Below are 465 nucleotides of genomic sequence, written 5' to 3' on the forward strand. Positions count from 1 at the left end.
CCTACGGGTGGCTGCAGTGGGGAATTTTGGACAATGGGGGCAACCCTGATCCAGCCATGCCGCGTGCAGGATGAAGGTCTTCGGATTGTAAACTGCTTTTGTCAGGGACGAAAAGGGATGCGATAACACCGTATTCCGCTGACGGTACCTGAAGAATAAGCACCGGCTAACTACGTGCCAGCAGCCGCGGTAATACGTAGGGTGCAAGCGTTAATCGGAATTACTGGGCGTAAAGCGTGCGCAGGCGGTTCTGTAAGATAGATGTGAAATCCCCGGGCTCAACCTGGGAATTGCATATATGACTGCAGGACTTGAGTTTGTCAGAGGAGGGTGGAATTCCACGTGTAGCAGTGAAATGCGTAGATATGTGGAAGAACACCGATGGCGAAGGCAGCCCTCTGGGACATGACTGACGCTCATGCACGAAAGCGTGGGGAGCAAACAGGATTAGATACCCCAGTAGTC

General features: G+C 52.9%; 1 rRNA gene. It reads left to right on the forward strand.

Annotated elements, in window-relative coordinates:
* Positions 1 to 465 (forward strand): 16S ribosomal RNA (locus tag C1631_RS23560); the annotation flags it as partial.

Origin of the sequence: Chryseobacterium phosphatilyticum (assembly GCF_002899825.2) — a bacterium.
Lineage (GTDB): Bacteria > Bacteroidota > Bacteroidia > Flavobacteriales > Weeksellaceae > Chryseobacterium > Chryseobacterium phosphatilyticum.